The following is a 25,754-nucleotide window of genomic DNA, read 5'->3' on the forward strand; positions in this document are numbered from 1 at the left end:
ATTAATGATTAATGAACAATGATTAATTGATTATCTGAAAAATAATTCTTACCTTTGTACCCAACAATTTAATATTAAAATTTATGAGTATTATTGGAACACTTATTATTGGTGCCATCGCAGGATGGCTAGGAGGTACTCTTTACAAAGGTAGCGGATTAGGCCTTCTCGGGAATATCATTGTAGGTATTCTTGGAAGTGGCGTTGGGTATTGGCTTTTAAGTGTGCTTCATATATCTCTTGGAGAAGGATGGATTGGTGCCATCTTGACGGGAGCTATTGGCGCTATTGTTATTTTATTCTTGATAAATCTGGTATCTAAAAAGAAGTAATAAAACAAAAAAAGAGCTAGTATTTAAAAATGGAAAAATGCAGTCATTGGAACTTAGCTACGAAAATCCATTTTACAAAAGAAAATCCCCGAAATAATATTTCGGGGATTTTTCTTAGATGTTTCGTCTTTTAGAACTATCTGCTAGCGTTAGCAATCCAGGTCTTTCCGTCTGTAGTATAGAGCATGGTCAATGAAGAGGCATCAATTTTAATGTATTTTACACCATCTTCGAAATCGATGTTCACCAACCTGTTATCTCCTTCTTTTTTGAATCTAACACCTTTTAGGTCTTCAATACCATCTGAAAAACGGAAATAATAATCATTCCCTGTTTTTACAACTGTTACAGAGCCATTTTCAGTAGATTTTTTATCCTTATTATCAGAATAAGATATTTTCCCATTGTAAGTCCCTACAAAAATATCATGTTTTGTTGGGTTATATTTCTTACCACAAGAAGTTAAAGAAAAAGCTACTATGGATAAACAAATCAAAGTAACTACAGTGAAAATTTTCTTCATGATTAATAAAATTTAAAATGTTAGTGTTTAACTCAATTGCTTTTTAGCTTCTTTTTTCATAGAAGCCAATTTTTTTTCCAGTAAATCAATTAGGTCTTCAGATTTATAGTCGTATTCTGATAAAAGACCATCAACTTTTTCTTCTAAAGATTCCTTTATATCCATTGATTTTTTACGTAGAGTCTTTGTAAGACTTTCTACTTGTTCTTTCAATTCATCTACTTTATCAGTTATAGAATCTTTAATTTTTTTACGTGTGTTTTTTCCTTTGTCTGGGGCAAAAAGGATCCCCAAACCTACTCCTACAGCGGTTCCTGCCGCTAGTCCTAATAATGTGTTTGCTATCTTTGACATAACTTAAAAATTTAAAAAAATTAATTTTATATTTGCTCTGAACGAGTATTTAAACTCTGATTCTTTGCAAAGGTACAAAATAAAAATGATAAAAACAATTTTTAGATGATTTATTTAATAAAAAAGATAAAAAAAATAATTTAGGAAATATAAATCATGATTATTTTCTATATATAACTCATGAAAATCACTTATATATCTTATTTGTATAGAAAATTACTGAAAGATTCCAAAAACATATAGAAAATACTTTTTCAAAACTAAAATTTTATTATATAAAATAGTTTCCCAATAGTAGAAGAAAATCCATTTTACAAAAGAAAATCCCCAAAATAATATTTTGGGGATTTTTCTTAGATGTTTCGTCTTTTAGAACTATCTGCTAGCGTTAGCAATCCAGGTCTTTCCGTCTGTAGTATACAGGATGTTCAATGAAGATGCGTTAATTCTGATTACTTTTAAACCATCTTGCAAATCAACATTTACTAAAGTGTTATCTCCATCTTTTTTGAAGCTAACACCTTTTAGGTCTTCAATACCATCTGAAAAACGGAAATAATAATCATTTCCTGTTTTAACAACTGTTACTGAACCATTGTCAACAGATTTTTTCTCTTCTCCTTTCAAGAAAGAAATTTTACCTTTGTAGGTTCCTACAAAAAGGTCATTGTCTGCTGGGTCATCATTCTTGCTACAAGAAATAGACGAAAATGCTACTAGTGATATACACACCAAAGTAACTAAAGTGAAAAACTTTTTCATATCTGATAAAATTTAAAAATGTTTCTATTAATATTTACTCAATTATTTTTTAGCCTCCTTTTTCATAGACGCTATTTTTTTCTCTAATAGACTAATGATATCTTCCGATTTATCCTTCGATTCGGCTAAAAGATTGTCTACCTTTTCTTCTAAAGATCCTTTGAGTTCTGATGTTTTTTTACACAAATTTTTAGTAAGACTTTCTACTTGTTCTTTCAATTCATCTACTTTATCAGTTATAGAATCTTTAATTTTTTTACGTGTGTTTTTTCCTTTGTCTGGGGCAAAAAGGATCCCCAAACCTACTCCTACAGCGGTTCCTGCCGCTAGTCCTAATAATGTGTTTGCTATCTTTGACATAACTTAAAAATTTAAAAAATTAATTTTATATTTACTCTGAACGAGTATTTAAATTTTTTGCAAAGGTACAAAATAAAAATGATAAAAACAATTTTTAGATGATTTATTTAATGAAAAAGGTAAAAAAAACAATTTAGGCAATATAAATCATGATTATTTTCTATATATAACTCATAAAAATCACTTATATATCTTAAACGAGTATTTAAATTTTTTGCAAAGGTACAAAATAAAAATGATAAAAACAATTTTTAGATGATTTTATTAATAAAAAAGATAAAAAAAATAATTTAGGCAATATAAATCATGATTATTTTCTATATATAACTCATAAAAATCACTTATATATCTTATTTGTATAGAAAATTACTGAAAGATTTCAAAAACATATAAAAAATACTTTTTCAAAACTAAAATTTTATTATATAAAATAGTTTCCCAATAGTAGAAGAAATGAGTTAAACGCTCTCTGTTCACTATCCACTTTTTTTTGTATCTTTGTGCGCTGATAACGATAAAAAAATATATTATGGCAGAAACCTACACCTATGAAACCTATAAAGAGCTGATGGACAATCTATTAAAAGAAGGAAAAACCTCAGGAGAGGACCAATCGGAATTCATGGTCTCCCTAACCAAGCTTAACCGTCAGCGTATCAAGCGCTTGGACAACACCTTAGAGCTCACGGCTGAGCAGACTGCTTTTTTTGCCAACCTTACAGGAGAGCAGTCATGGGTGGTTATCTCCGAATGTTGGTGTGCGGATGCGGCACAGATCCTACCCGTAATTGCCAAAGTAGCCGAGGCTAATCCGCATATTCACCTCTCGATAGTGCTCCGCGATGAGAATCCTGAGCTGATGAACCAATACCTCACCAATGGAGGCAAGGCCATTCCTATCCTTATCATCTCGGACAAGGCTACCGGAAAAGTATTACATGTATGGGGACCTCGCCCCAAAACCGCTACCACCATGGTAGAAGCCTACAAAAAAGAGCATGGCAAGCTCTCCCCTGAGTTCAAGGAAGACCTCCAGAAGTGGTATAACCAAGACAAGGGACAAAGTATTATCCAAGACCTTATCTCTCTTTTTTCCTAATGAAGATTCTACTCTCCCCTGCCAAACGAATGGCTGCCTCTTCCGCCTCTTACTCCATGGTAGGCGTTCCTACACAAGCGCTTTTCCAGAAGGAGATAGCACAGGTTCTGGCACCCCTAAGAGCCCTCTCGCCACGAGAGCTGGCTCCCCTGATGGACATTTCCCCTCGTATAGCCGAGCAGAGCTGGCAATACCACCAAGAGATCTCCCTACCCCTGAATGAAAAGAACGCCAAAGAGGCTCTCTTTGCCTATAGGGGCGATGTATATGATGGATTGGATGCTGATACTCTCTCAAGCGAAGAGGTACTGTGGCTACAAGATCGATTGCGCATTCTCTCTGGACTCTATGGGATCGTAAGACCCTTAGACCTGATTGCGCCATACCGCCTCGAGATGGGCACCAAGCTCTCGGTAGCAGGAAAGGCTACCCTGTACGAATTCTGGGAAGAGAAGCTCACCCAAGCCCTCAAGAACGAACTTGAAAAGTACGAACCTGTGGTAAACCTCGCCAGCAACCAGTACACCAAGGTGATCAACCGCAAGAAACTACCTGTGCCTGTGGTAGATATTACCTTTAAGAACTGGAAGGGCGATACGCTCAAAACTATTGTCCTATACACCAAGCGCGCCCGTGGGCTGATGGTACGCTATATAGCCCAAGAGCGAGTGACTACTCTCGAGCAGCTCAAGGGCTTCCAAAAAGGAGGCTATCACTTCTCAGAGGAACTTTCTCATGAGAACGAATTGGTATTCGTCGCAGGATAAAGGGCAAATAAAATATTTACATAGATCTCACCTTGATTTATAGAAAAAATGTTGTTATACGAAAAATTTCAAGAAAGTAAGGGCGTCACTACCGATACCCGCAAGGAACTGAAGGACACTCTTTTTTTCTGCCTTCAGGGGGAAAACTTTGACGGCAATACCTTTGTCCCCTTAGCCCTCGAGAAAGGGGCTAAGTGGGTTGTTACCAGCGATCCCCAATGGAGCTCAGAGCCCAAGGCTATCGTGGTGAAGGACACCCTATGGGCGCTCCAAGAGTTGGCGACTTATCACCGCCAAAAATTGGGCACTCCCATCATTGCCCTGACAGGAAGCAATGGAAAAACTACTACCAAAGAGCTCATCTACAGTGTGCTCAACCAATCTTTTAACGCTCTCAAGACAGAAGGGAACCTGAACAACCACTTAGGTGTACCCCTTACCCTACTGCGCCTAACATTCGAAACAGACATTGCCATCGTGGAGATGGGCGCCAATCACCCTGGGGAGATAGCCCGACTCTGCCAGATAGCCGATCCAGATTTCGGTTATATCACCAACTTCGGTCGTGCTCACTTGGAGGGATTCGGTTCCTTCGAGGGGGTGATTCGTGCCAAAAGTGAGCTATACCAATACCTGAAGAAAGACAATAAGTGTATTTTCTTTTCCGAGGACAACTCTTTGCAGCGAGAGCTACTGGAGGGCTACGAGCCCACCTATTCGTTTTCACTCGAGGGCAGAGAGGGCGCCAACCTCCAGCTAAGCCTCCTAAAGAGTATCCCCACCGTCACCCTTGAGTGGGCAGGGCAGGAGTTCTCCAGCGCTCTGATAGGCAATTACAATGCCACCAATATAGCCGCGGCTATGTGTATAGGGCGCTACTTCAAGCTGAGCGCTGAGGCGATTCGCCGAGGTGTGGAGGGGTATATACCCACCAACAACCGCTCCCAGTTTGTGGAAAAGACTCGGGGCAATAGGGTACTGATGGATGCCTACAACGCCAACCCCAGCAGCATGCACGCTGCTATAGAGGCTTTCCAAGCCCTCCCCTCTGCACATAAAGTGCTGATTCTGGGAGATATGAAGGAATTGGGGGCTTATAGTGAGAGAGAGCACCAGCAGTTAGTTACCGATATCGCCGCCTACCCATGGACAGCCGTACTACTCATAGGAGAGAATTTCGGGCGGACACAGACCGATTTCCTCAAATTTGCCACGCCAGCAGAAGCCAATGCCTACCTAGCGGCGCATCCTTTTTCCGATACCCTTTTCCTTGTCAAAGGCTCTCGCTCTATGACACTGGAGAAGATAGAAATATAACCCCATGAAGATACTACTCTTGTCCGATACACATAGCTATATAGACGAGGCTATCCTCCAGCATGCTCTTTGGGCAGATGAGGTATGGCATGCAGGAGATTTTGGCTCCCTTGCGGTAGCCGAACAGCTACAGGCGGTAAAACCCCTCAGGGGGGTCTATGGCAATATAGATGGAACCGAGATACGCGCTCTTTTCCCTGAGCGGCAGCTTTTCGAATGTGAGGGGGTACGGGTGGCCATGATTCATATAGGCGGCTATCCCTCCCACTATGCCAAGGGCATTCCCCAATGGCTCGTGCAGGAGAAACCAAAGATATTTATCGCTGGCCATTCGCATATCCTAAAGGTCATCTATGACAAGAAATACGAGCTGCTACACCTGAACCCTGGGGCTATTGGCAAATATGGCGCCCAAAAGAGCCGTACTATGCTGCGCTTCGAGATTACCGAGGGGAATATCTCCCATATGGAAGTAGTCGAATATGACAAGTGACCAGCCTCTATTCTGGCACTGGCAAGTCCTTTTGGAAAGGAGAGGAAAAAGTAAAATTTTTTACAAGTAAAATTTCCCTCATCTGAAAAAAAGACGTACCTTTGCACTTTGAAGCGTGAAGAATAGCTACTCATTTGCTTTTTAACTATTGATTTGCATCATTAATCATTAATAATTATTACCTTTGCCAAAAATAAAAATTATGAGTGCCATCAGATTACAAGCAATAGTTCAAGAGGCTGATATTCCTTACATAGAGAGATTCTTAAAAGGAATAGCAACTGATATTATTTTTGAGGAAGAGGAAGATTATTTCAGCATCCTTACTCCCGAAGATATTGAAAATATAGCTATATCAAAGGAGCAAGGAAAGTTGGGTATGGTAACAAAGAATGAAGATGTTTTCAATCAAATTAGAGAACTAAGGGAAAGAAAATGGAAATAGTTTGGACAGACAAAGCTCTGGAAAATTTGAAAGAAAATCTTGAATTTTGGGATACCCATAATGAAACTCCCTCCTATTCTGACAAAATATTATTTGAAATTGAAAAATTAATCTATGAGCTTTCCAACAATCCTTTGTCTTAGGTAGATACAATGAAAAACTTAATCTCTATGTAAGACCCATTCTCAAAGGAAGATTTCTGATATTTTTTGAAGTTAGAAACAAAAATGGGGAAGATTTTATAGAAATTCAGTATTTCAGAAGCTCAAAACAGCAACCACTAAATTAAAGGCTATATCTAAAGAATAGCTACTTACTTATTTTGTTTAATTATTCTTGCATTATTACCTAAATTGAAAGTTATGAGTTTAGAATCAAAGATAATGGAAGCGCTTAAGGAGGCGATGAAGGCAAAGGATACTATTGCCTTGGAGTCCTTACGTGCGGTAAAATCGGCTATCCTTTTAGCAAAAACAGAGGCTTCTGCAGGGGATACCCTCTCAGGGGAAGAGGAAATAAAACTCTTACAACGCTTGGTAAAGCAGCGCAAGGAGAGTGCTGAGCTCTACCAAAAACAAGGCAGAGAGGACTTGGCTACTCCAGAGCTGGCACAAGCGGAAATCATCGCTAAGTTTCTTCCTGAGCAGCTCTCCGAAGAAGCTGTGGAGACCACCATACGTGCCATTGTAGCTCGTGTAGGGGCTTCGTCCATGAAAGACATGGGCAAGGTCATGGGTGAGGCGAACAAGGAACTCGCCGGCAAGGCCGATGGCAAGCTCATCGCTACTGTAGTGAAGCGTGTACTATCATAAAATATAAATATTTCACTAAAAAGGCCGCATAGTTCAACTGGATAGAATATCAGATTTCGGCTCTGAGGGTTAGGGGTTCGAATCCTCTTGCGGTCACTATAAGGTAACGCGATTTTAATCTCTGCGTTACCTTATATTTTTTCTCAATCATTTCCCTCTTTTTATTATATAAATCACTGACTGACAAGTATATAAATAAAAAATCCCCTTACACTAAGTTTGTCTAAAAAATACTTTGGGAATATGATAATTAATTAGTACTTTTGCACTTTGTGTTGGAGTTTTTTAATTTTCTAATTATCAATAGATTACAATTTCTAATAGCCTAAGATAGAACGATATCTTCACAAGCCCAAAGACATGTTACGTAACTGTTCGCCTTATACCTTTATCATACTCTCCTTCCTCGCCCTAATCATGGTGGGCACCCTGCTGTTGTCCTTACCATTTGCTCATGTGAGTGAAGGTGGTTTTACCTTCTTCGAGGCTCTCTTTACAGCGACTTCAGCGGTGACCGTCACAGGGCTTACTGTCTGTGATGTACACAGCACTTTTTCTATATACGGGGAAATAATAGTACTCTTGCTCATACAGTTAGGCGGATTAGGAATCCTCACCCTATCCTCAGTGATTATACTGCTCATCACCAAGAAAATCAGCTTTTATACCAAGCGCTTGGTCTCGGAGGGGCTCAACCACGAGGCCAAGATAGACCTATATTCGCATATCAAGAAGGTTGTCTTCGTTGTGCTACTTATCGAGGCCATAGGAGCGGCACTACTCTTTTTTGTCTTTGTGGGACAATATCCGTGGTACAAAGCTCTTTATTATGCCATATTTCACTCAGTATCTGCATTTTGCAATGCCGGCATCTCTCTGTTTCGTGATAGCTTGGAGGGGTATACTATGCATTGGGGCATGAATATCATCATCTCCCTATTGATTATCTTCGGAGGCTTAGGTTTTACAGCCATTATTGAGCTCTACGAATACCTCATAGGCAAGAGGCGGAAGATCAGTGTTAATTCCAAGTTTTCCACCCTAATCACCTTACTTCTCTTGGGAGTGGGTACTTTCTTATTTTTTATTTTAGAATACCGCTATATAGGGGAGCTAACGGATGGGAGTGTTCAGCAGCGTCTTTTGGTAAGTTTTTTCCATTCGGCGTCCCTACGCACGGCGGGGTTCAGCACGGTATCTATAGCAGGTATCTCAGGGGCTACAGCATTGTTGTGCATGCTACTGATGTTCATAGGTGCTTCGCCCAACTCCACTGGGAGTGGTATCAAGACAACAACCTTTGGGATTCTCTATCTTGGGGTACGCACCTCCCTACTGAACAAGCGGTATATAGAATACTCTAAAAGGCGTATCTCCTGGCAGTTGTTCAATAAGGCATCAACCTTGGTATTTATCGCCTTCTCCTATATTATGATAATGGCAATCCTGATGATGTATTTTGATAGGGATAAGGAACCTATCAAGGTACTCTTCGAACTGATGTCGGCTTTCTCGACCTGTGGCCTTTCGATGGGGCTTACCTCGTGGCTGAGTACTCCCTCGCAGGTGATCCTGCTCATTACCATGTTCTTAGGTAGGGTGGGACCTCTGACCATTGTCTTGGCTTTCTCCCGAGAACGCAATGTAGGCAAATACAAATATCCTAAGGAAAACATATTAATCGGATAAACGTATGAAGAAGAATTTTTTAGTGATTGGATTGGGAGAGTTTGGCAAGTCCGTTGCCAAGACCCTATATAAGAACAAAGCTACCGTGATGGCGATAGACTCGAACGAGGAACTTATCAAGCAGGCGCTTAACGAAGGTATCCTGGACGAAGCGGTGATTCTGGACGCTACAGACGAGATTGCTCTGAAGAATGTAGTCAAGGACGATTTCGACATGGCTTTTGTCAGTGTCGGGGACAATATACAAGCAAGTATTCTTATCACCCTACACCTGAAGGAGTTAGGGATTGATCATATTATCTGTAAGGCGGTAAACCATACCCAAGGGAAGGTCTTGGAGAAGATCGGGGCTACTCAAGTGGTCTTTCCAGAGGAGTCTATGGGAGAAAAAATCGCCTATTCCATGCTACACCCCACCATCATTGAGTACTTCAAGTTCTCCGAAGACTACTTTATATATGAGATAAAAATCCCTAAAAGCTATGTAAACAAATCGCTAATGGAGCTGAACTTGCGCCATAAGTATGAGATCAATATCCTTGCGGTAAAGCACTCCGATGGCAAGATGAACGTAACCCCCGATCCTAATGTACGCCTAAGTCAGGACGACCTGCTGATCGTCTTAGCCCGAGAAAATACGATTGGGAAAATCATGTAAGAGCGTAGGAGGCACGATTTATTGTGTCTTAACGAAATAGATTCTACAAAAAAATCAACTCTTGATTTGTTTTATTACCTCTCCTCTTCCCTATTTTTAAGGATCTACACTGTAGGAAAGTATTACAGGGCGGAAAAGCGCTGTGGAGTAGAAACTCTGTTCTAAGCGAAGGATATAGTCCTTGACCATGGGCAAAGGTACTTTAGGGGCTATCTTGAGCAAGATATGCTTGATATACTCATTGCGAATACGCGAGATAGGGGGAAACTCTGCCCCGAGTACTTCCACGGGATAGCCAGCGAGCCCTGTACGCAAGCCATCGGCAAACCATTGTCCAGCCTGATTGATACGCTCAAGTTCCCTATGACGGAAAATGATGCGCACCAAGCGATAGTAGGGAGGATAGTGAAAATCGGAGCGTTCTGTGAGCTGTGCTGTCATCATAGCCGTATACTCCCCTTGCTGAATCCTTTGTAGGGTCTCTTGGAAAGGGTTATAGGTCTGTATGAGCACGCGTCCTTGCTCTTTGCGCCCGGCACGGCCTGCTATATGGCTTAGCAGCTGGAAGGCGCGTTCGCTGGCGCGAAAATCCGGCTGATGGAGGAACAAATCGGCATTCATCACCCCAACCAATCCTACCTTGGGAAAGTCCAGTCCCTTACTTACCATTTGTGTACCGACAAGGATATCCGTTTCTCCCCGCTCGAAGTGGTGGATAATCTTCTCGAACCCATATTTCCCCTTGGTGGTATCCATATCCATACGCTCTATACGTGCCTTAGGGAAAAACTGTAGCAGCTCTTCCTCTACCTTCTCGGTACCCAGTCCTTTTGTCTTGAGGGAACTATGCTCGCCACAAGCAGGGCAGCTCATAGGAGTAGGAATGGTATACCCACAGTAGTGGCAGCGCAATTGGTTCTGCAATTGGTGATAGGTGAGGGAGACATCACAGTTGGGACACTGTGGAATCGTATCACATTTGTCGCATTGTAGATAGGGCGCATAGCCACGGCGATTTTGTAGGAGAATCACTTGTCTATGCTGGGCGAGGGTCTGCTCGATAGCCGCCAGAAGGGTATCGGAGAAGTGTCCTTGGAGCTCCTTTTTCTTGGTTTTCTCCTTGAGGTCTACCAACTCGATCGTAGGGGCTTGTATCCCTGTATAGCGCTCAAGGAGCTGTACAAAACCGTACTTTCCCACTTGAGCATTGTAGTAACTCTCTGCAGAAGGTGTAGCCGAGCCTAAGAGTGTCTTTGCCCCGTGTAAGTGTGCCAACATCAGTGCGGTATCCCTTACCTGAAATCGTGGGGGGGTCTGTTCCTGCTTATAGGAAAGATCGTGTTCCTCATCGACAATGACCAGTCCCAAGTCGTGGAAAGGTAAGCAGACAGCCGCTCTTACCCCGAGCACAAACTGTGCCTTGGGCTTATTGGCCAAGACATTGTTCCACACCTCGACCCGCTCATGGGAAGAGTATTTGCCGTGATAGACACTCATTTTGTCCCCGAAGAAATGTTCCAAACGGTTCATCAGCTGTACGCTGAGGCCTACTTCAGGTACTAAGTAGAGAACGCTTTTCCCCTGAGCAAGTGTTTGCTCTATGAGCTGACTATAAAGGAGTGTTTTCCCCGAAGCAGCCACCCCTTGTAGTAGAACTGTATTCTTCTGAGTGAATTGCTTCTGTACCTCTTCTAACGCCTTTTGCTGGGCAGGAGTGAGCTCCCATGTATCGCTATCGGAGGCAAAAGAGACCCTATCCACTGCCTCGGTATACACCTCCAAGATTCCTTTTTCCACTATTTTTTTCAGTACAGAAGCACTTACCTCAGCCTTTTCCAAGAGCTGCTGCGGGGTGATGCTGGTCTGTTTCTGAGAGCGCAGCGCCACAAAAGCCCAGAGGAGCTTTTCCTGCGCCTTGGAGGTGAGGGTATCGCCCTCCAAAAGGGTATTGAGTGCATTCCTATCCTCATAGGTAGAGGATAAGCGTAGGTATTTCTCTACCTTGGGTTGGTATTTCTCAAAAATCTTTTCACTTAGGCGAATGGCATCTTTCTCAAGTAATGATTTAAGCACCCCAATGGGATTTTTCCTCTGGAGCACCTTCCCTACTTCCTTGGTTGTCAGTGAAGAAGCCTGCCCCAGCGCCTCGTAGACCAAGAACTCCTCATCGGAGAGAGTAGCGACAGTGATTGGCGTAGAGGTCTTCTCCACTATGGTTTCACTCTCTAAGAGCAAGGAAGAAGGCATGCCCATCTTGAGCACTTCGCCGAAGGTGGAGAGGTAGTAGGTACTTATCCATGAGAAGAGTTGTAGCTGTCTGTAAGAGAGCATGGGCTGCTCATCGAGAATAAACTCAATGGGCTTGGTAGGATAGGACGGTTTGTGCTGATGTACACGGATGACCACCCCTGTATATATTTTGGCTTTGCCAAAAGGTACCACCACGCGCATTCCTGCCCTGAGGAAATCCGCTTGTTCGGGATTGACCTCATAGGTAAAGGCTTGGCGTAGGGGTAGGGGAAGGGCTACATCGGTATAGTACATAGGCGGCAAGGGTTAGGCTTTTTGCTCGTTCCAGTAATAACTATCCGGATAGATACGCTGACCAAAAATTGCAGTTCCCACCCTTACGATGGTAGCTCCTTCGGCAATGGCAACTTCCAAGTCGCCGCTCATCCCCATGGAGAGTTCATAAGGCTGTACATCGGGGAGGTTCAGGGCAAAGATCTGTTGTTGGATGCTCTTGAGTAGCTGGAAGCACTTGCGGACCTTGTCCTCTTCCGCACTGAAAAGGCCAATGGTCATCAGCCCACGGATATGGAGGGTAGGCAGCTGTGCCACTTGCTGGGTAAGCGCTAAGGCCTTCTCAGGAGCCACGCCGAACTTGCTCTCTTCGCCAGAGGTATTCACTTGTATAAATACGTCCATCTCTCTTCCTGCCTGAGAGAGCTTTTGGTGGAGCTTCTCGGCTAAGTCGTAGCGGTCCAGAGACTCGACACAGCTAACGTCATACTTGAGGATATCCTTGATCTTATTGGTCTGCAAGTGTCCTATGAAGTGATTGGTATGCGGGGTTGCCTTGAGCGCCTCGTATTTTTCTTTGAGTTCCTGCACCTTATTTTCCGCAATAAGGGTGTAGCCGGCAGCAAATGCCTGCTGGATGCGCTCGGGGTTTACCGTCTTGGTCGCCAGTAGGAGCTTGACCTCTTTAGGGTCGCGGCCAGCAGCCTGACAGGCCTTATCGATACGTGCTTGTACGTGCTGAAGGTTGTGTAGGATAGTGTCCATTTTTTAAGGAATTTTAAGGATTCTTAGGGTTGCAGGAGGTAAGGGGTTTTAGCCCATAAGTTCTGAAAGCTAATAAGTAACTATAGGCTATGGAGAACCCTCTATCCTGAAACACAAAAAGCAAGGGCAAATATACAATTTTTAATTGTTAATTGTCAATGGCTAATTGTTAATTATTAGAAAGCAGTGAGTGGTTGTCATTAATCATTGATTATTAAGAAATATTTTTGTATATTTGCGCTTTAAAAATAACCTTATGATTATGGATTCAAATTATAATTCAGGCTACAACAAAGGTAGCTACAATTTTCATTATCAAAAGGATAATAAATTAGTCGCTTACTCTACAGAGAGCGAAAGAGCGGCATTCTACCGCAAGACCTATACTCATGTAGCCTTGGCTATTTTGGCGTTTATCCTTGTGGAAACGGCTTTGTTTCGCTTGATTCCTCCATATTTTATTGAGGATATGTTTGCAGCACCCTTTATTGCTTTTTTTGAGGTTGGCATTTTATTGTTGGGGTCTTTTATGGCTACCAAATGGTCTCATTCGCTCAATAAGAATACCCTATACCTAGGTTTGGGATTCTATGTGCTTTTGGAAGCGATATTTTTTTTCCCGTTTATCGGCGCGGCCGTAATGATGAGTTATACAGAAGTGCTTTGGCAAGCGGTGATTATTACCCTATCGCTTTTTACAGGGATTACTACCGTGGTTTTCATGACACGCTTGGACTTTTCTTTCCTTAGAAGTGTGCTTATCATAGGCGGTTTTCTTTCCTTGGGACTTATCGTAGCTGGCGTTCTCTTTGGAAATGATGTAGGTCTTTGGTTTTCTATAGGAATGGTGGCATTTGCCGCTGGATCTATTCTCTATGAGACTTATCGTATCAAAAATAAATACACTACCGAGCAATATGTAGGTGCCGCTCTACAACTATTTGCCTCTGTCATGGTTCTATTCTGGTATGTATTGAAGATTCTCAGTCGTTTTCCAAGAGGTCTGAGATAACAATAATAGCAAAATAGGCAAGAGAAGTCATATCTCTTGCCTGCTTGCTGTCTTATAAGACAATATAAATTAAAAATCTACGAATTAAGATGCAATGAATTAAGAAACAACAAATTGCATCTCTGCTATGGGATCACGCTGCTAATACTCTTTAGTATCTATATCCATAAGGGTCACACGCCCTGTGAAGATTCCCATTCCTACCCTAATGGCTAATATATAGCCACAGACTCCTGAGATTCTCTTATCCAGAAACCCAAAAAGCAAGGGCAAATATACAATTTTTAATGGTTAATTGTTAATTATTAAGGAGTATTAATCATTGAACATTAAAAAATATTTTCGTATATTTGCGGTCTAAAATAATGTCATTATGGAGACAAATTACAATTCTGGCTACAACAAAGGTAGCTACAATTCTCATTATCAAAAGGATAATGAATTAGTCGTTTACTCTACAGAGAGCGAAAGAGCGGTGTTCTACCGCAAGACCTACACCCATGTAGCCTTGGCTATTTTGGCGTTTATCCTCGTGGAAACGGCTTTGTTGCACTTGGTTCCAGTGGAGCTTATCGAGGCGATGTTCGGCAGAAGATTTATTTGGCTTTTGATCATAGGCGGATTCTGGTTGGGGTCTGTTATGGCCGCCAAATGGTCTCACTCGCTGAATAAGAATACCCAATACTTAGGCTTGGGATTCTATGTGCTTTTGGAGTCAATCATCTTCCTTCCGTTGATCTATATGGCGTTAGCTTATGTAGGTACAGAAGTGCTTTGGCAAGCAGCGATTATCACCCTTTCGCTTTTTGCAGGGCTTACTGCGGTGGTTTTCATGACACGTTTGGACTTTTCTTTCCTTAGAAGTGTGCTTATCATAGGCGGTTTTCTCTCCTTAGGGCTTATCGTAGCTGGTGCTCTCTTTGGGTTTGAGCTTGGTCTTTGGTTTTCTATAGGAATGGTGGTATTGGCCGCTGGAGGTATTCTCTATGAGACTTATGCTATCAAAAATGAATACACTACCGACCAATATGTAGGTGCCGCCCTACAACTATTCGCCTCTGTCATGCTTCTATTCTGGTATGTATTGAGGATTCTCCTTTCAAGAAAAAACTAAAAATCAGTTGTCAGTTGTCAGTGAGCAGTGACCATTGACCATTAATCATTGACCATTAATCGTTAATCATTGATCATTGACGACTGCCAATACTCTTTGGTATCTATATCCATGATAGTAAGGCGGTGGCCAAAGCCTGCCCCTGTATCAAGGTTCCAGATATGATGGCGGCACATAGGTTGGTCTGTACCATAGTTAAGGGTGGGGGTATGCCCTATATAGATTTCCTTATACAAGGTCAGGCGCTTAGGATAGTACGGATCGGAGGGCGACATATCCTCCGAAGTAGCAAGGGCTAACTCCCAAAGTGTTCTGTCCCAATAGAAATTTTCTGTAAAAAACTCATGTGCCACGCCCCCTCGGTTGGTAAAGCCTGCATGTAGGAAAAGACGATTTTGCCCATCCAAAAGGTAGTTCCTCAGAGACTGAAGGAAGTCGATATGTGACTGCTTGTCGTCCTTGGTATAGTCCTTATATGCCTCTTCTGTAGCCTTACCCCCATGGGAGCGCCAGAGTTCGGACATGGGTTTGCCCAAGAGGAAATCACAGCACAGAGCATCGTGGTTTCCTCTAAGGCAAATCACCTGATGAGTTTGCTGTAGGGCAATGAGATAGTCAAGCACTTGGGGGGTGTGCTTGCCCCTATCGGCATAGTCACCCAGGAAGATCAGTAGGTCATCGGGGGTTACCTTAGCCCGCTCCAAGACCTCAAGTAGCGCCATGTAAGCACCATGTATGTCACCTATAACGAGTGTTCTCATAAGGATAGTGGTTAGTGGTTAGTAAACTCATTGACTAATTGGTGAATGATATTCCTTTGCTCTTACATAAGTTTTTTACCTGCTCAGACATAAGGATAGCCGTGCCGTCAATGGTTTTTAGATTAGGCACCTGAGAGATATCCACCTCGGTAAGGGATTCGATATCAAACACATCATCCTCTCCATCCCAGAAGGGGATCAGCTGGGCATAAATCTCATTGCCTCCATCAAAGTACAATTCTGTCACCAAAGAAGCCAAAGAAGCAGGAATCGGCAAGTCCTGAAACCATTTCTTTACCTCGGGAATGATTTCAAAGTAATACTCCTCAGGGTCTATGTCACGCTTGGTATAGTTCTCACAGAAATCATATACGTCAAACTTAGGTTTTAGCACCTCTTGGACATACATGAGCTCTTGTACAACGGCCAATTTAAAATTAAAGCTCTTAAACTGTAAGCATTTTTCCTCTGACAAAGGAACCGCCCATTTGTTGGGGTCTTTTTCCTTACTTGGATAAGCCTCATCAGGGACGTAACTCACCTCATAATCACGGAAAGGCATCGCTTCCTGTGCTACTCGCCCTGCTATCGCTTTCTTAGAGAGGTCTTTAAGCTCCTTGTATAGCTTTTCGGTATAGACACAGCTAACAGTCCAAGTATCCAACGCTACATCAAGTCCAAAAGGATCTGTACATCGCTCCTTGGAGATATAGGACAAAGGAGATTTCCCTGCTATGGTAAAATCCCCCGTAAAGAGTCCCTTGGGTCGGAAGGCAAAGTAATCAAAGGTAACCCTCCGCTGCCAATCCTTATCATCCACCACTCTAAAGGCAAGGGTGGAAAGCGTTTCGTCCTTTTTCTCAAAGACATACACTCCCAAGCTATCCCATAGATACATAGCCTTATATGGAGATCCCTCATCGGTGATAAGAGAGATCCGAGGTTTGCCGAATACTTCTGTAAGTCGAGGCACAGAGAACTCTAACAAAAGTTCGTTATTGATGAGCAGCCCTGAATCGCTGACGTCTATATCGAGTTGTTTTTTTATTATTGACCCAAAAAAATTCTTTATGTTCATAAACCTTAGATAACAATTTATATTACTTAACCTTCACCCAGTAATATCGCTTTTCTTTAGCAAAAAAGACATGCCATTGTCCATTGATCTTAAAGGCTTTTAGGCAACTTGGCGTATTTACGCTTGAAAGCTCTTCCACAGGAAAATACTGGTATAACAAAGAGCTTTCTCCCTTCAGGGCGTGTGTATCTTTGTCAAGGCGTTGCATCTTTAGCCCGCTGAAAAAGCCATCATAATACTCATAAAAAGCCACAACAGACTCTTCGTCCTGCTCCATAATTTGGGTGTCATAGATATCATCCGGTGAAGATACACTATGCTTTTGCGAAGGAGAGGCAATAGAGTAGAAGTCAAAAGTATCATTGGCATCCATATCTCCATAATACTGTTTTTTTCCCCAGCTTAGATAAGTAGTTCCCCACTCAAATTCCTTTCCTAAAAGAGTCTTTTCAAGTAGCTTGGTAGCATTGCACTTTAGAAAATAGACCCCCTTTTCTGTTTTCAACTGAAATACAAAGTTATCTGTCGCTCCTGTGGCAATATCTTGTGTGTGGTGCTCTAACTTCTTAGGATTGTCCAGTAAAGGGTTGAGCGGTATCTTCCCCTCTATCTTACCTGTTTTAGTATCGAGTGTCATCACTTGAAACTCATTTGTATCTTTTTTTTGGACAAGGAAATACATACATTCAGCAGTGGTGTAGCACTGTACTATTTCATATTCAATATCTTGATAATAAACATAACGATAAGACCTGTTAGGCTCAGGGGCGACATCAGCAGAGGCTATCTGCTGGTAGAAGAGGGAATCATTTACCCTTTTAGGAATATATTTTGCCCAAACAAAATGACTATTAAGCGTATATAGTGTATCATTTTGAGCATAAAAAGTCACAAAAGCAGTAGCATCAGGCTGCTCTTCCGAATAGATACGTCCTCGTTCTACTTTGTCATTTTGAACATCAAACACCAAGAGTTCTGGGACTGGATAATACTCAGTTCCTTGGGCAAGGTTATATACTTTCTGAGTCTCTTTGTCCAAAGCATAGAGCCTATAGCTGTCAATAAATTCCTGAAAAGTTTCTATATGAGCAGGTAGGTGTTTGACCAAGGGAAAGGAGTAGTTTTGGAACCGTTGCCACCATTTCCGCCAAGCTTCTTGGGTAAGCTCCTCGGGTAAGGGAACAATAGTTTTTAGAAGATAGCTTAGTGAGCTTAACTTTTCTTGGGCTAACTCACTCATTAGCTCTTGTTCCTTAAATTCGTCGTAACCTCCGACCATTTTCCCATCCTTATCCACTCCGTCCCAAACTATTGTTCCTATGGTAGTTACTTTTTGTTTGCTAGACAAAGCTTCTATCCATTGGGGTATATCCCGAAAGTCATCATTATTGTTAATCTCTTCATAGTAGATAGGGATTCCTTTTTTGATTTTCTCCATAGGGGATAAGGGCAGTTCTTCAGGATAAGAGAGGGTTATTTTCTTGCCTTGCTCATCGGTATAGAAGGCTTTCTTAGTATAATAGACATCAGGCGCATTAGGAATCGGGAGTATCTCAAAAGAAATAGGGATATCGTACTTGTAGGTAATTTTGTCCCCAAAGAGAGGAATCAACAAGATAAGAGAAGTCCCCAACCTCTTAGCATCCAAGGGGCTGAGCTTAAGGAAATAGGCTCTATCCTCAAGAAAATATACATTGCCTTTCTCTAATACAAAGAGTGCTTTTCGGATATTGCCATAGAGGTTAATCGTGCGATACTCCTGCTTGAACTCACCTGTAACTACGCTACCTTGTGCTAAAGCCGTACAGGAAAAGAAGAAAAAGAAACTAAGGATACATATTCTCATAATGATTTATTTAAGCTAAGGGCAAAGATAATGAAAATTCCCCTAACTTTATAAGGGAGTTAGGGGAATTTTTAGAGGAGATAAAAAATACCCTTTTATTGTATGCCAATTGAATAAAAATTCGTAACTTTGCGTGCCTTTTCTTTTTAAGAGTAGGCTTTTAAGTTTGTTAAGTATTAACTATCAATCTATTTTATAATGAGTACAAGCATTAGAGAATTAGAACCCAAAGAGGTATGGAATCGCTTTGCGGACATCAACGGGGTGCCACGTCCCTCTAAAAAAGAACAAAAAATCACTGCCTTCATGGTAGATTTCGGTAAGAAATTAGGCTTAGAGACTACTTCCGATGCTATAGGAAATGTGATTATCCGAAAACCTGCTACCGCTGGTTTGGAAAACAAAAAAACAATCATTCTGCAGTCACACTTGGATATGGTATGTCAGAAGAACAATGACACTGTATTCGACTTCGATACCCAAGGAATAGAAACCTATATAGATGGCGACTGGGTACGTGCCAAAGGTACTACTCTAGGGGCAGACAATGGTCTGGGTGTAGCTACCATCATGGCCATCCTTGAGAGCAAGACTATCGCACACCCTGCCATAGAAGCGCTCTTCACCACTGACGAAGAGACAGGTATGACAGGAGCTAAAGAGCTCAGCCCTAAAGCTCTTACAGGAGAGATCCTCCTAAACCTAGATACAGAAGAAGATGACGAGATAATCATAGGCTGTGCTGGTGCAGTGGACGTTTCCGCTTACCACGACTATACAGAGGAAGCGACCCCTAGTGGGGTAGTAGCTTACCAGCTTAGCGTAACCGGCCTGATGGGAGGTCACAGTGGACAGAATATCCATATGGGGCGCGGTAACGCTAACAAAGTGATGAACCGCCTATTACTCGGTCAATATGAAAAATACGGCTTACGCATCAGCCAATTGCATGGTGGAGGTTTGCGAAATGCTATTCCTCGTGAGAGTGAAGCTCTTGTAGTGGTTCCTGCTGAGCACAAAGCTGCTTTTGAGAAAGAATTTGCAGAAAATGCAGCTCTTATCAAGAAAGAACTACACCCAGTAGAAGTGGATCTTTCTATCACCTTCAAGGAAACAACTGCTCCTAGCAAAGTAATGGATGTGAAGTCTCAACTAGCCTTTGTTAGAGCGGTAGCTACGGCTCACTCTGGTGTATATGCTATGAGCCGCAGCGTAGAGGGCTTGGTAGAGGCCAGCAACAACATCGCTAATGTAAAAGTAGAAAATGGAAAAATAGCTATCTTGTGTATGACTCGTTCTTCTGTGGACAGTAGCAAGCATGATTTGGCTACTAGCTTGCAAGCGGCATTCGAATTGGCTGGATACCGAGTAGAATTCTCCGGATCATACCCTGCTTGGGAGCCTAATGCAGATTCTCCTATCTTGCATGTGCTCACAGATATATATGAACGTATGTTCCAAGAGAAACCAAAAGTAGCTGCTGTCCACGCTGGATTGGAATGTGGTCTTCTAGGGGAGCACTTCTCACATATCGATATGATCAGCTTCGGACCTACCATCCTCGGAGCCCACTCTCCTATCGAAAGAGTATGTATCTCCTCTGTACAGAAATTCTGGAAATATCTGTTGGAAATCCTAAAAAATACTCCTAACAAATAATCAATGATCAATGATTAATTGTCAATGATTAATGTTTAATGATCAATGGATTAAGACGCAATAAACTCACGTCTCTACCGAGGGTAGAGACGTGAGTTTATTGCGTCTTAGCCTATTGTGGAACTTACCAAATAGGAGTGATTAACAATTGCCAATTAACAATTAACAATTAATCATTGACAATTACAAAAAAATGCGTATCTTTGCCCAATGAATATGAAAGGAAAAGTACTTGCTTTTATAGTGGTTCTTTCGTTTGCTTTTTCGAGCTGTGGTGAATACCAAAAGGCTTTAAAATCAGATGATTATGAACTAAAATACAAAGTTGCCAAAGCGCTCTATGATAAGGGAGACTACAATCGTAGTATGCGACTTTGGGAGAAGGTGGTGGGCTATTATATCGGTCGTCCCCAAGGAGAAGACGCTTTGTACATGTATGCCGATAGTTTCTATAAGCGAAAGAAATATCTATTGGCAGGGTATCAGTATGAGCGATTTCTAAAGAATTATCCCCGTAGTGAAAAGGCTGAAGAAGTCTTGTTCCTGCAGGGGAAGTGTAACTTTTTGGAGTCTCCTAAGTACAGTCTGGATCAGGATGCTACCTACAAAGCTCTTGACCAGCTACAAGAGTATATAGATAGATATCCCAATGGCGCCTATCTCAGAGAAGCGAACAACATGGTCTTGGAACTACTGAACAAGCTTCAGCACAAGAGTTTTGAGATTGCCAAAGGATATGACAAGATTCGCGACTATCAGGCTGCAATCAAGTCCTTTGACAACTTCTTGGTAGAGAACCCTGGTTCTACTTTCCGCGAAGAAGCGATGTACTACCGCCTACACTCTGCCTATGAACTGGCCAAAAACAGTATCAAGAGTAAGGAAAAACAACGCTTTGAGGAAGCCAAAAACTATTACGAACTATTCTCACGTACCTACCCTGAGTCCAACTTTATGACAAAGGCAAACAGAATGTATCAAGATATTTTAAAGAAAATAAGTGAATTATGATAAATTTGAAACGCATAGATGCACCACAAAGCACTATTACCTATGACAAAAACAAGATAGATGCTCAGACTGGGAACATCTATGAAGCTATTTCCATCATAGCCAAGCGTGCTTCACAGATCAATGCAGAGATTAAGCACGAATTGGAAGAAAAATTGGAGGAATTCGCCATTAATAATGATAGTTTAGAAGAAGTTTTTGAGAACAAGGAACAGATAGAAGTCTCCAAGTTCTACGAAAAACTTCCTAAGCCACAGGCTATTGCTGTAAAGGAATGGCTCGATGGGGAGATATATTATCGTTATACAGATGAGAAAAACAATCATGAATATTCTTCCCTCGCTTAAGGGGAAAAAAATACTTATAGGAGTCTGTGGCGGTATTGCTGCCTACAAGCTCCCGCACCTCATACGCTTGCTTGTCAAAGAACAGGCAAGCGTTAAGGTTATTATGACTCAAGCTGCCCATGATTTTGTGACACCGCTGACACTTTCGGTAGTCTCGAAAGAGAAGGTATACACCGATTTCAAGACAAGTGACGCGCAGTGGAACAGCCATGTGGAGCTTGCCCAGTGGGCAGATGTAATGCTCATCGCCCCAGCCACTGCCAATACCTTAGCCAAGATGGCTACAGGAGGCTGTGACAACTTGCTTTTGGCCACCTACCTCTCGGCCAAGTGTCCTGTCTTCTTCGCTCCTGCGATGGACTTGGATATGTATGAGCACCCCACCACCCTGCACAATATCGACCTCTTGACCTCTTATGGCAATCATCTGATACCCAGTGAACATGGAGAGTTAGCCAGCGGCCTGGTGGGCAAGGGGCGCATGGCGGAGCCCGAGACGATAGCAAGAGCCCTATCTGAGTTTTTCTGGAAAGAAAAGCACCTTTTCCAAGGGGAAAAAATCCTTATTACCGCCGGACCTACCTACGAAATGATAGACCCCGTGCGCTTTATAGGCAATTTTTCTTCAGGCAAGATGGGAGTAGCTTTGGCGAATGTCGCCACCAGTATGGGTGCCGAAGTTACCTTGGTCTTAGGCCCTACCCCTCCCCATGAGATAGATCCTCGTGTAAGGGTGGTCTCAGTAGTGAGTGCTGCTCAGATGTATGAGGCTACCACTACTGCCTTTACCCATACCGATATCGCTATATTGGCGGCGGCTGTGGCTGACTATAAGCCTCAAGAGCAGGCCCCCGAGAAGATCAAGAAAAAAACCGATACACTGACCCTAACTCTCGTCAAGACACAAGATATCTTGGCTTCCTTAGGTAAGAGTAAGCAGCAACAGCTCTTGGTGGGATTCGCCTTGGAGACAGAGAATGAGCTGGAGAATGCCCGAGGTAAGCTCGTTCGTAAGAACTTAGATGCTATCGTGCTTAATTCGCTTAGAGACAAGGGTGCTGGATTCTCTGGTGATACTAACCAGGTGACCTTTATCACCGCACAAGGCAGAGAAATCCCCTTCCCTCTACAGTCCAAGACCTCTATCGCTGAGGAAATCCTCAAGGCTATCCATGAGCAGCTCTTGAGAGAAACCAAGAAATAATTTTTAAATTTTATCCTTATGAGAAAACTTATCTTACTCTGCTTACTTATATTCACAATGACGGCAAATGCACAAGAGCTTTCCTGTCGTGTGACTGTCAATACCCAGCGTATCAACCAAACCAACCAGAGGGCTTTTGTAACACTACAGCGTGCCCTACAGGAATTTGTCAATAAAACCCAATGGACGGATATCAAAGCCAGAGAGAATGAGCGTATCAACTGCTCTTTTGTGCTGACCCTCTCCTCCTATGAGAATAACAACTTCAAGGCCGACCTACAGGTACAGGCTTCCCGCCCTGTATATGGCAGCACCTACCCCACCCCGCTGCTGAACTACCAAGAGAAAGATATCACTTTTTCCTATTTGGAAAACGAACCGATCTACTTCAACCCTAATACTTTCACTTCCAATCTCTCCTCTATCATCGCCTATTATGCCTTGATTATCATAGGCTTGGATGCTGATACCTTTGCCCCCAACGGAGGAAACCCCTACTTTGAACAAGCTCTTGCGGTGGTGCTCAATGCCCAAAGCAGTTCCGATAGTGCTTGGCAACAGAATGGTTCCAACAATCGCTGGCAAATGGTCACCGACCTCTTGGCTGAGGACTTTGCCGGTTTCCACAAGGCTTTGTACACCTATCACCGTCAGGGATTAGACCTCATGGCTCAGGATATACAAAAGGGAAAAAACCAAATCGGTGCTGCCCTCTTGGAGCTAAGCCAGATCAACAATAGCCGTATCAACCGCTTTGTCTCTCAACTCTTTTTCGATGCCAAGGCCGATGAAATCTCACAACTACTCTCAGGCGGGAAACCCTTGGACAAGAAGGAAGAAGTACGTGCTGTATTGCTCAAGCTCGCTCCTACACGCGCCCAAGAATGGAACCAAATAAAGTAAACGGTGAGTGGTGAACAGTAAATGGACAAGCATGAAAAACATTTTATTTATCCTATCTATATTCCTCTGTGGGGAGGGGTTCTCTCAAGAGGCCTTTGCTTTTTTTACTCAAAATGGCAAGCGAACCTCCTACAGGAAGCTACTGAGAAAAAGTAAGAAAGCGGACATTGTGCTCTTTGGAGAATATCACAACAATCCTATTGCTCATTGGTTAGAGGTAAAACTCACCAAAGACCTCTTAGGCAAGCGTTCGCTGATATTAGGAGCGGAAATGTTCGAGCGAGACAACCAAGATGCCCTCGATGGCTACCTTGAAGGAACTATTGACCAAAAAGGATTGGACACCTTGGCACGCCTATGGAAGAACTATAAGACCGATTACAAGCCTTGGGTGGATTTGGCAAAAAGAGAAAAACTCCCTATTGTAGCGACAAATATCCCTCGGAAATATGCCAATCTCGTGTATAAGAAAGGATTACAAGCTCTTGACACCCTTCCTTCGGCAGAGCGAAAATGGATAGTATCGCTCCCCTTTCCCTATGATGGCAAGCTTTCCCAGTACGAGAAGATGAAAAAGATGGCTCGCCACAACCCCGAGAATCTTCCTATGGCACAGGCTATTAAGGATGCCACTATGGCCGAATCCATAGAGACACACTACAAGAAAGGGAGTCTGTTCCTACACCTAAATGGGAGCTATCATTCCGACTTCTTTCAGGGTATTTATTGGTATCTGCGTAGGCGAAACCCTAATCTCAAGATACTCACTATCAGCACTCTATCACAATCTAATCTAAAAAAACTACCCTCAGAGGCTTACGGACAAGCCGACTTTATTTTAGTGGTAGATGAGGATATGACAGGCAGTTATTAATCATTACATTATCCATACTTTACATATTTTTACAACGAATCAAGAATGTTCTCATGAAAAGACTTTTACTCATGTCATTACTTTCTTTGGCTGCTATAGCCTGCCAAGAGAAGAAAGCCCCCACTACAGCAGCGGCAGAAACGCCACAAGAAACTCAAGAAAAAGCCGCACCAACGCTGACCTACTCTAACTTAGTAGATACACCTACTCAAGAAAAAGTGCAGCAAGCCCTTATCGCCGCAGGGATATCTGAGGCTCACGCAGCTGCTTTCTTAGAGAGTGTTGCCCTCTTCAACCAGACAGCCGGAGCAAAGGCAAACCTTGTCCCAGAGGGTTTTGTCACTATTGACAGCCTACTGCCTAAGTATGACGAGGTCGCTATACAAACGGACTGGATGAGCAAATACCCAGCCTTTCAGGGGTATAACTGTCGCTTGACCTCCTTTACCCTTTTGCGTGACTTGATCTCCTTCCCTATTGGAAAAAAATTCGACAGCAAAGCAGAAGACGAGGTACTCTTTATAGATCGTGAGTCCTTGCGCAACGCCCCTAAAAAGCTCTTTACCCCAGCCGAGGAAAACGACTTCTTCGCGCTCTTCACCGAAGTGCCTACTACCAATACCAAGGATATAAACCTCCATTTGCAAGCGATGCAAAAGGCATGGCAAGCGCGTGGTATTGCCTTCCGCTATGCTAATGATCCTACAAAAGCATCCCTTATCTCAGTTGTTTTCCACTCTCAGCTCACCCCTGAGGAAAATATGATCTTTGTAGGCCATGTGGGAGTACTCCTCCCCTTTGAAGGGAAACTTCTTTTTATCGAAAAACTCGCCTTCCAAGAACCTTACCAAGCTATCCTCTTTGCCAACCGCACCGAGCTAAGCGATTACCTGATGAACCGCTACGATGTAGAATGGGAACAACCCAATGCAATTCCTTTTATCATGGAGAATGACCAGCTGATGGACGGCTATCGTCCCAACCCCTATAAAGTAGGGGCGAATAGCAATTCGCCCTCTCTTTAAAGGGCAATTCGCCCTCTCTTT

The 25,754-nt window shown here is 42.6% G+C and carries 28 protein-coding genes and 1 tRNA gene; 19 read left to right on the top strand and 10 right to left on the bottom strand.

Annotated elements, in window-relative coordinates; translation table 11 throughout:
• Positions 1 to 83 precede the first annotated feature (83 nt).
• Positions 84 to 332: a GlsB/YeaQ/YmgE family stress response membrane protein gene (locus CGC50_RS05895; RefSeq protein WP_095910076.1), complete on the top strand. Its 249-nt coding sequence runs from the start codon at positions 84 to 86 to the stop codon at positions 330 to 332.
• Between the two features lie 136 nt (positions 333 to 468).
• Here the strand turns inward: CGC50_RS05895 and CGC50_RS05900 are convergent, their stop codons facing one another.
• From CGC50_RS05900 to CGC50_RS05915, 4 genes are all read right to left on the bottom strand, one after another.
• Entirely contained in the window at positions 469 to 855 is a 387-nt protein-coding gene (locus CGC50_RS05900; protein WP_095910077.1) for a hypothetical protein, read from the bottom strand.
• A gap of 27 nt (positions 856 to 882) precedes the next feature.
• On the bottom strand, positions 883 to 1,209 hold the full coding sequence (locus CGC50_RS05905) for a YtxH domain-containing protein (protein ID WP_095910078.1): 327 nt from the start codon (positions 1,207 to 1,209) through the stop codon (positions 883 to 885).
• A gap of 375 nt (positions 1,210 to 1,584) precedes the next feature.
• Positions 1,585 to 1,971 (bottom strand): hypothetical protein, encoded by a 387-nt coding sequence (locus tag CGC50_RS05910; protein WP_095910079.1) that lies wholly within the window; start codon positions 1,969 to 1,971, stop codon positions 1,585 to 1,587.
• A 42-nt stretch (positions 1,972 to 2,013) separates the two neighbouring features.
• Complete coding sequence (locus CGC50_RS05915) at positions 2,014 to 2,331, bottom strand: YtxH domain-containing protein (protein ID WP_095910080.1); 318 nt, start codon at positions 2,329 to 2,331, stop codon at positions 2,014 to 2,016.
• Positions 2,332 to 2,860: 529 nt separating this feature from the next.
• Here CGC50_RS05915 and CGC50_RS05920 point away from each other — a divergent pair.
• From CGC50_RS05920 to CGC50_RS05965, 9 genes are all read left to right on the top strand, one after another.
• Positions 2,861 to 3,430: a thioredoxin family protein gene (locus CGC50_RS05920; protein WP_095910081.1), complete on the top strand. Its 570-nt coding sequence runs from the start codon at positions 2,861 to 2,863 to the stop codon at positions 3,428 to 3,430.
• Complete coding sequence (gene yaaA, locus CGC50_RS05925; protein ID WP_095910082.1) at positions 3,430 to 4,197, top strand: peroxide stress protein YaaA; 768 nt, start codon at positions 3,430 to 3,432, stop codon at positions 4,195 to 4,197. The genes CGC50_RS05920 and yaaA overlap by 1 nt, the downstream gene beginning before the upstream one ends.
• A gap of 48 nt (positions 4,198 to 4,245) precedes the next feature.
• Complete coding sequence (locus CGC50_RS05930; RefSeq protein ID WP_095910083.1) at positions 4,246 to 5,514, top strand: UDP-N-acetylmuramoyl-tripeptide--D-alanyl-D-alanine ligase; 1,269 nt, start codon at positions 4,246 to 4,248, stop codon at positions 5,512 to 5,514.
• Between the two features lie 4 nt (positions 5,515 to 5,518).
• Positions 5,519 to 6,007, top strand: coding sequence for a metallophosphoesterase family protein (locus CGC50_RS05935; RefSeq protein WP_095910084.1), 489 nt, complete (start codon positions 5,519 to 5,521; stop codon positions 6,005 to 6,007).
• Positions 6,008 to 6,209: 202 nt separating this feature from the next.
• Positions 6,210 to 6,452 (top strand): hypothetical protein, encoded by a 243-nt coding sequence (locus CGC50_RS05940; protein WP_095910085.1) that lies wholly within the window; start codon positions 6,210 to 6,212, stop codon positions 6,450 to 6,452.
• A 362-nt stretch (positions 6,453 to 6,814) separates the two neighbouring features.
• On the top strand, positions 6,815 to 7,264 hold the full coding sequence (locus tag CGC50_RS05950; RefSeq protein ID WP_095910086.1) for a GatB/YqeY domain-containing protein: 450 nt from the start codon (positions 6,815 to 6,817) through the stop codon (positions 7,262 to 7,264).
• Between the two features lie 22 nt (positions 7,265 to 7,286).
• Positions 7,287 to 7,360: transfer RNA gene (locus CGC50_RS05955), tRNA-Arg, on the top strand.
• 264 nt (positions 7,361 to 7,624) lie between these two features.
• A complete protein-coding gene (locus CGC50_RS05960) occupies positions 7,625 to 8,953 on the top strand; it encodes a TrkH family potassium uptake protein (protein WP_095910087.1) in 1,329 nt (442 codons plus the stop codon).
• A 4-nt stretch (positions 8,954 to 8,957) separates the two neighbouring features.
• On the top strand, positions 8,958 to 9,611 hold the full coding sequence (locus CGC50_RS05965) for a potassium channel family protein (RefSeq protein ID WP_095910088.1): 654 nt from the start codon (positions 8,958 to 8,960) through the stop codon (positions 9,609 to 9,611).
• 96 nt (positions 9,612 to 9,707) lie between these two features.
• Here CGC50_RS05965 and priA read toward each other — a convergent pair whose 3' ends face one another.
• Together priA and CGC50_RS05975 are read right to left on the bottom strand one after the other, a co-directional pair.
• Complete coding sequence (priA, locus tag CGC50_RS05970; RefSeq protein WP_095910089.1) at positions 9,708 to 12,155, bottom strand: replication restart helicase PriA; 2,448 nt, start codon at positions 12,153 to 12,155, stop codon at positions 9,708 to 9,710.
• A gap of 12 nt (positions 12,156 to 12,167) precedes the next feature.
• Positions 12,168 to 12,899 carry a YggS family pyridoxal phosphate-dependent enzyme gene (locus CGC50_RS05975; RefSeq protein ID WP_095910090.1) on the bottom strand — a complete coding sequence of 244 codons (732 nt, stop codon included), beginning with the start codon at positions 12,897 to 12,899 and terminating at the stop codon, positions 12,168 to 12,170.
• Between the two features lie 262 nt (positions 12,900 to 13,161).
• Here CGC50_RS05975 and CGC50_RS05980 point away from each other — a divergent pair, with 262 nt between their 5' ends.
• Positions 13,162 to 13,911, top strand: a complete 750-nt coding sequence (locus CGC50_RS05980; RefSeq protein ID WP_095910091.1) for a Bax inhibitor-1/YccA family protein — start codon at positions 13,162 to 13,164, stop codon at positions 13,909 to 13,911.
• Between the two features lie 141 nt (positions 13,912 to 14,052).
• On the opposite strand, the gene CGC50_RS14245 is transcribed toward CGC50_RS05980, so the two are convergent.
• Positions 14,053 to 14,184, bottom strand: coding sequence for a hypothetical protein (locus CGC50_RS14245; protein WP_262482349.1), 132 nt, complete (start codon positions 14,182 to 14,184; stop codon positions 14,053 to 14,055).
• A 100-nt stretch (positions 14,185 to 14,284) separates the two neighbouring features.
• On the opposite strand from CGC50_RS14245, the gene CGC50_RS05985 reads away from it, so the two are divergent.
• Positions 14,285 to 15,025, top strand: a complete 741-nt coding sequence (locus CGC50_RS05985) for a Bax inhibitor-1/YccA family protein (protein ID WP_095910092.1) — start codon at positions 14,285 to 14,287, stop codon at positions 15,023 to 15,025.
• Positions 15,026 to 15,087: 62 nt separating this feature from the next.
• Here CGC50_RS05985 and CGC50_RS05990 read toward each other — a convergent pair whose 3' ends face one another.
• The 3 genes from CGC50_RS05990 to CGC50_RS06000 are packed head-to-tail and all read right to left on the bottom strand — an operon-like array spanning position 15,088 to position 18,710.
• Positions 15,088 to 15,786: a metallophosphoesterase family protein gene (locus CGC50_RS05990; protein WP_095910093.1), complete on the bottom strand. Its 699-nt coding sequence runs from the start codon at positions 15,784 to 15,786 to the stop codon at positions 15,088 to 15,090.
• A gap of 34 nt (positions 15,787 to 15,820) precedes the next feature.
• Entirely contained in the window at positions 15,821 to 16,864 is a 1,044-nt protein-coding gene (locus CGC50_RS05995; protein ID WP_095910094.1) for a DUF6892 domain-containing protein, read from the bottom strand.
• 22 nt (positions 16,865 to 16,886) lie between these two features.
• The gene (locus CGC50_RS06000) at positions 16,887 to 18,710 is read right to left on the bottom strand and encodes a hypothetical protein (protein WP_095910095.1); all 1,824 of its coding nucleotides are present in this window, start codon (positions 18,708 to 18,710) and stop codon (positions 16,887 to 16,889) included.
• 198 nt (positions 18,711 to 18,908) lie between these two features.
• Between CGC50_RS06000 and CGC50_RS06005 the strand changes: the two genes are divergently transcribed.
• The 7 genes from CGC50_RS06005 to CGC50_RS06035 all read left to right on the top strand — a co-directional run bounded on the left by CGC50_RS06005 (position 18,909) and on the right by CGC50_RS06035 (position 25,733).
• Positions 18,909 to 20,369: an aminoacyl-histidine dipeptidase gene (locus tag CGC50_RS06005; RefSeq protein WP_095910096.1), complete on the top strand. Its 1,461-nt coding sequence runs from the start codon at positions 18,909 to 18,911 to the stop codon at positions 20,367 to 20,369.
• Positions 20,370 to 20,579: 210 nt separating this feature from the next.
• Entirely contained in the window at positions 20,580 to 21,380 is an 801-nt protein-coding gene (locus CGC50_RS06010) for an outer membrane protein assembly factor BamD (RefSeq protein WP_095910097.1), read from the top strand.
• Complete coding sequence (locus tag CGC50_RS06015; protein ID WP_002667417.1) at positions 21,377 to 21,727, top strand: DNA-directed RNA polymerase subunit omega; 351 nt, start codon at positions 21,377 to 21,379, stop codon at positions 21,725 to 21,727. The genes CGC50_RS06010 and CGC50_RS06015 overlap by 4 nt, the downstream gene beginning before the upstream one ends.
• Entirely contained in the window at positions 21,705 to 22,931 is a 1,227-nt protein-coding gene (coaBC, locus tag CGC50_RS06020; protein ID WP_095910098.1) for a bifunctional phosphopantothenoylcysteine decarboxylase/phosphopantothenate--cysteine ligase CoaBC, read from the top strand. Before CGC50_RS06015 ends, coaBC begins: the two co-directional genes overlap by 23 nt.
• 18 nt (positions 22,932 to 22,949) lie before the next feature.
• The gene (gene porD, locus CGC50_RS06025; protein WP_095910099.1) at positions 22,950 to 23,834 is read left to right on the top strand and encodes a type IX secretion system protein PorD; all 885 of its coding nucleotides are present in this window, start codon (positions 22,950 to 22,952) and stop codon (positions 23,832 to 23,834) included.
• 31 nt (positions 23,835 to 23,865) lie between these two features.
• Positions 23,866 to 24,708, top strand: coding sequence for a ChaN family lipoprotein (locus CGC50_RS06030; protein ID WP_095910100.1), 843 nt, complete (start codon positions 23,866 to 23,868; stop codon positions 24,706 to 24,708).
• 53 nt (positions 24,709 to 24,761) lie between these two features.
• Positions 24,762 to 25,733: a DUF4300 family protein gene (locus CGC50_RS06035; RefSeq protein WP_095910101.1), complete on the top strand. Its 972-nt coding sequence runs from the start codon at positions 24,762 to 24,764 to the stop codon at positions 25,731 to 25,733.
• Positions 25,734 to 25,754 lie beyond the last annotated feature (21 nt).

The organism is Capnocytophaga gingivalis (genome assembly GCF_002302415.1).
Taxonomy (GTDB): domain Bacteria; phylum Bacteroidota; class Bacteroidia; order Flavobacteriales; family Flavobacteriaceae; genus Capnocytophaga; species Capnocytophaga gingivalis.